This window comes from Dietzia timorensis, assembly GCF_020742175.1.
Taxonomy (GTDB): Bacteria; Actinomycetota; Actinomycetes; order Mycobacteriales; family Mycobacteriaceae; genus Dietzia; species Dietzia timorensis_A.
The window spans coordinates 1-4,669 of sequence record NZ_DYXM01000117.1 but is presented as its reverse complement, the minus strand read 5'-3'; the positions used below and the strand labels follow the sequence as shown (position 1 = coordinate 4,669).

Here is a 4,669-nt window from a genome sequence, read left to right as displayed (position 1 = left end):
GGAACTCGCGCGCGGGGACTGGATCGTCGCGCTGGGCCTGCCGTCCGACGTCATTAGTGAAAAAGCGGGCGATCTCTGGGCGCAGGTAATGCGCCGACAAGAGGCGCCACTGAGCCTGTTCTCGACCTATCCGGCCGATCCGAGTCTCAATTAATGGGAACGTAAGTTCATCCATTGGGATAGTGACGAGTACGCTCGGGCCCATGGATGACGCCGGAGACCCTCGCACGCAGGCCCCCGAGGCGCGCCCCGGCCGCGACGTCACGGCGTGGCATTGGGCAGTACTGGCGATTTCGACACTCGCCGCGAGCGCGACGAGTGCATTCGTCGTGGGCGTCGCGTTTCTCATTCCCCACCTGCACGCCGCCGGAGTCTCGCTCACCGCGGCCGGGGTGCTCGTCGCGATGCCCAACGTCGGCGTCGCCTGCGCCCTCGTGGCCTGGGGATCTCTTGTCGACGCGAAGGGCGAACGCCTCGCGCTCACCGCCGGTGCGGCGCTCAGCGCGCTGGCCATCGGCGCCTCGATATGGATCGCGGCGGCCGGCGGCACGGGAACGGCGGATCTGGTGTGGCTCGGCGTGTTGTTCACCCTCGGTGGCGCGACGTCGGCTGCGGCGAATTCGGCGTCCGGGCGTGTCGTCGTCGGCTGGTTCCCTCCGCGACGGCGCGGGCTCGCGATGGGCATCCGCCAGATGTCCCAACCCGCCGGCGTCGCGGTGGCTGCGATGACGATGCCATGGCTCGCCGGAGAGTACGGGCTGTCCGCAGCGCTCGGCGTGCCGATGGCGTTGGCCGCCGCGTCGGCGGTACTCAGTGCGCTGGTGGTCAAGGATCCGCCGCGGCCCGATAAGTCGTCGAGCAGCGCAGCCCTGCTGGGCACCTCGCCCTACCGGGTGCCGTACCTGTGGCGCATCCACGGAACCAGTGTGTTGCTGGTGCTCCCCCAGACTCTCATGCAGTCGTGGCTGCTCGTGTGGCTCGTTGTCGGCGAGGGCTGGAACGCCGTGGCCGCCGGCACGGTCGTCACGGTCACGCAGGTACTCGGCGGCATCGGGCGAATCGTCGTCGGAGGCGCCTCCGACCGGATCCCCCACCGCAACTGGCTGCTGCGTTGGGTGGCGATGTCTGCGGCGGTCGCGTTCGGCGCGCTCACCGTGGCCGAGGCCGTCGGGGTGCCGAACTCTGTCGCCATCGCGGTGGCTGTGATCGCCTCGGTGATCGCCGTCGCCGATAACGGCCTCGCCTTCACCTCCGTCGCAGAATTCGCCGGCCCATTCTGGTCCGGGCGGGCCCTGGGCGTGCAGAACACGATGCAGTTCCTCGCGGTCTCGGCCGCCACTCCCCTGTTCGCGGCGGTTATTTCCGGGCACGGATTTGTCTGGGCGTTCGCGCTCGCTACGCTCGCAGGCATAGCTGCGATTCCGCTGGTGCCGCGGCGCGACGAGTTTCGCGACGAACCGGTCGAATCACTCGGGGCCGACAGAAAGTAGCGGGGCCCGAGCTAGTAGCGAGCCCGAACCTCTACAAAAGGAGAGTCGACGTTGTCGGACGACGCTGCGCAATCCGAATCAGCGCAACCCGAATCGACGCGCGCGGAGATCCGCAAGGGCATTGCCGACGCGCTCCCGGTCGCGGTCGGCATGCTTCCGCTCGGCCTCGCATTCGGTGTGCTCATGGTGCAGTCCGGATTCGACTGGTGGTGGACACCGGCATTCTCGATCCTCATCTACGCCGGCTCGATGGAGTTCCTCGCGATCGGCCTGTTCCTCGCGGCCACGCCGATCGCGAGCCTCGGCGCCGCGAGCCTGCTCGTCAACTTCCGCCACATCTTCTACGGGCTGTCCTTCCCTCTCCATCTCGTCCGAAACCCCCTGGCCAAGGCGTATTCGGTCTATGCGCTGACGGATGAGACCTACGCGATCGTCTCGACGAAACCGCGAGGCTCGGTCTCGGGCACCCGTGCGGTTACGGTCGCGGTGTGTTGTCAGCTGTTCTGGGTGCTCCCCGGGATCATCGGCGCGCTCGCCGGCGGATTCATCCCCGAGTCGATCCAAGGCTTCGAGTTCGCCCTCACCGCGTTGTTCACGGTCCTCGCAATCGACGCGATCCGTGCGAACGCCGCGTGGTGGCCGCCGGCGACCGCAGCCGCCTGTGGCCTGGCCGCGCTCCTCATCGCCCCCGAGCAGATGCTCGTCATCGGTCTCGCGGCCTATGTCGTCGTGCTCGTCGTGGTCTTCGCGGTGCGTTATCGCTCGGGACCGATGCTCACCTCGGGCGGCCGCCACGATTCACCTATGACGGCGGAGGAGGAATAGCGCAATGCCCGAACAAATCTCCGCCGGCTATGTGATCGCGGGCCTCGCCGTCATGGGCGTGATTACCGTCCTGCTGCGGCTGGCGCCTTTCGTCGCGCTGTCGCGGCTACAAGACTCGCGCTTGGTGCAGTTCCTCGGCATCTTCATGCCCGCCGGGGTGATGGTCGTGCTCGTCATGTACACGCTGCGCGACACCACGACCGCGATGGCGACGTGGGTGCCCGCGGTCGCGGGAATGGCGGTGGTCATCGGTCTCCACCTGTGGCGTCGCTCGAGCGTGCTCAGTATTTTCGCAGGCACAGCGGTGTATGTGGTGCTCGCCTCGCTCCTCGCCTGACGACGGACATTGATGCTGGACATCGAAAAAATAGCTTGTTGTTGGGCAGCTCGCTCCGTGACGAAGTACCAGCCAGCAGACTGGGAGTATGAGTAAACGAACCCAGGACACCGCAGGGGCGTGGAAAGGCGAGCACGTCGTAGTTGTCGGCGCCGAAGGCGGTATCGGGGCCGAAATCGCGCATCAATTGGTTGACGTGGGTGCGGAAGTTTCCGGGCTCGATCTGAAAACAGGCTTTGACGCTACGGATGCGGAATGCTGTCTCGATTGGTGTCAACAGCAAAGACGCATCGACGCGGTCTTTTATGCCGCAGGCATTGCGTCATCGGGATTGCTTACCGATGACGGCAGTAGCGAAGACATGCAAGCCGTGTATTCGACGAACGTGGTTGGGGCAGTGAATATGGCACGGGCAGCGGCTACGTCGCTACGCGAATCGCGAGGCCGCTTTGTCACTTTGAATTCGGCGTTTTCTCTCGTTACGGCCGAAGGTTTCGGTTCTTACTCCGCATCGAAGGCGGCGTTGGGCATCGTTGTGAATGCGTTGCGTCCGGAGCTCTCTCCGGCGACAGTGACCGACTGCCTCGTTGGCGGTGTGCGGACGAACATTTTCGCCAGTGCGGCCGAGCGATCTGGAACGGCCGCGAGCTATGAGGTCAATCGCCGGTTTTTGAGTCGAACTGCCCGACTCGAACCGTCGGCCGCCGCGGCGTCGGTCCTCGACGCGGCATGGAAGCGAAAGAAGCGCTCGGCGATTGGGGCAGATGCATGGCTCATTGGGCAGATTTCGCACCTTGCACCTGCAACAACTCAGAGAATTGTCGCGCGAAAGATTGGTGGCTACCCAGCCGAGGCGACCGACTGAAAGTTACGTCGTGATCCGTCCGCTAGGCCATGATCCGGTCGAGGAATCTCGACGAATCCGGAATCGACGCCATCACAGTCGAGCTGTGGTCGTCGGTCGGGTAAACGTGCAGTTCCGGCGGCTGCGCGTTGAGCGCCATCTGTGCGGCGAGTGACAGCGCGAACGGCGCCGGCACGTCGATGTCGAGGAGCCCCTGGCCGAGGAAAACCGGGCGGTCGTAGCCGTGGTCCGGCGTGCCCATGAAGTCTCGCAGGATGCCGTAGAAGTTGGGGATGTCTCGCATCGGCCGTGTGAGCAGACGCGCGACCTGCGTATCCCCCACCGTCTCTTGCAGCTCGCCGTAACACTGGACCTCGGCGGCATCGAGGAGGCCGATGCCCTCGGGCGTGAGGAACGAGTCGATATCGAGCTCCGGGTAGGCATCGCGCAGCGCCGTCAGGATATAGACGGAGTAGACGTTGAGACCACGCGGAATGGCGATCGGCGGGAAGTCCGGGGCGGCCCACTGGAAGATGGCCTCGATGTTCGCCGGGGTGCCCGTGGCGACGACGCCGCGGTAGTCGAGGTCGTAGGGGGCGTCGAGGCCGTCGGCGCGTGCGGCGGCATTCATCGCGGCGCCCGCGCCCTGGGATTGGCCGACGATCGAATACCTCGAGGACAGCGGGAGGCCGGCGTCGCGCGCCGCGGCGACCGAGTCGACGATGTTGTGCGCGGCGACCTCGCCGTTGAGGTAGCTGAGCAGGCCTGGCGTGCCGAGCCCCGCGTAGTCGGAGGCCACCACGGCGAAGCCCTGGTCGAGCATGTGGTTGAGGTACTCGGCGTCGCGGTCGCTGCGCGGAAGTGTTGACGGCGCGCATTGGTCGCCGAGCCCGGTGGTGCCGTGTGCCCATGCGACGACGGGCCAGCCGCCCTCGGGTGCCTCGCCGCGGGGAAGGAACGTGGCCGTCGAACTCAGCGTTGGCTCGCCATTCTTGTCGACGGTGCCGTAGTAGGAACGGTGCGCCTCGCCGGCCGAGGCGAGGGAGATCGACGGATCGAGCGGAACGACCGGACCGGACTCGCCCTTGGCGAGCGTGACGCCCTCAAGGGCGCGGGTGTCGAGCCCCGACCACACGGGCTCGAGTTCCTGTGCGGTCGCGGGGGCGGCGAGGC

At 66.3% G+C, this 4,669-nt stretch carries 5 protein-coding genes; 4 read left to right on the top strand and 1 reads right to left on the bottom strand.

Going from position 1 to position 4,669, the window contains the following annotated elements:
- Window positions 1-203 precede the first annotated feature (203 nt).
- From K8V11_RS06490 to K8V11_RS06475, 4 genes are all read left to right on the top strand, one after another.
- Complete coding sequence (locus tag K8V11_RS06490) at window positions 204-1,490, top strand: MFS transporter (protein WP_303911860.1); 1,287 nt, start codon at window positions 204-206, stop codon at window positions 1,488-1,490.
- Between the two features lie 51 nt (window positions 1,491-1,541).
- Window positions 1,542-2,315: an AzlC family ABC transporter permease gene (locus K8V11_RS06485; RefSeq protein WP_303911859.1), complete on the top strand. Its 774-nt coding sequence runs from the start codon at window positions 1,542-1,544 to the stop codon at window positions 2,313-2,315.
- Window positions 2,316-2,319: 4 nt separating this feature from the next.
- A complete protein-coding gene (locus K8V11_RS06480) occupies window positions 2,320-2,652 on the top strand; it encodes a branched-chain amino acid transporter permease (protein ID WP_303911858.1) in 333 nt (110 codons plus the stop codon).
- An 88-nt stretch (window positions 2,653-2,740) separates the two neighbouring features.
- Window positions 2,741-3,517: an SDR family oxidoreductase gene (locus K8V11_RS06475; protein WP_303911856.1), complete on the top strand. Its 777-nt coding sequence runs from the start codon at window positions 2,741-2,743 to the stop codon at window positions 3,515-3,517.
- 22 nt (window positions 3,518-3,539) lie between these two features.
- Here K8V11_RS06475 and K8V11_RS06470 read toward each other — a convergent pair.
- Window positions 3,540-4,669 (bottom strand): lipase family protein (locus K8V11_RS06470; RefSeq protein WP_303911854.1); only part of this gene is annotated, 1,130 nt, incomplete at its 5' end.

Coding starts and splice junctions, on each gene's coding strand:
- K8V11_RS06480 (WP_303911858.1), top strand. CDS start 2,320: ATGCCCGAACAAATCTCCGCCGGCTATGTGATCGCGGGCCTCGCCGTC.
- K8V11_RS06490 (WP_303911860.1), top strand. CDS start 204: ATGGATGACGCCGGAGACCCTCGCACGCAGGCCCCCGAGGCGCGCCCC.
- K8V11_RS06475 (WP_303911856.1), top strand. CDS start 2,741: ATGAGTAAACGAACCCAGGACACCGCAGGGGCGTGGAAAGGCGAGCAC.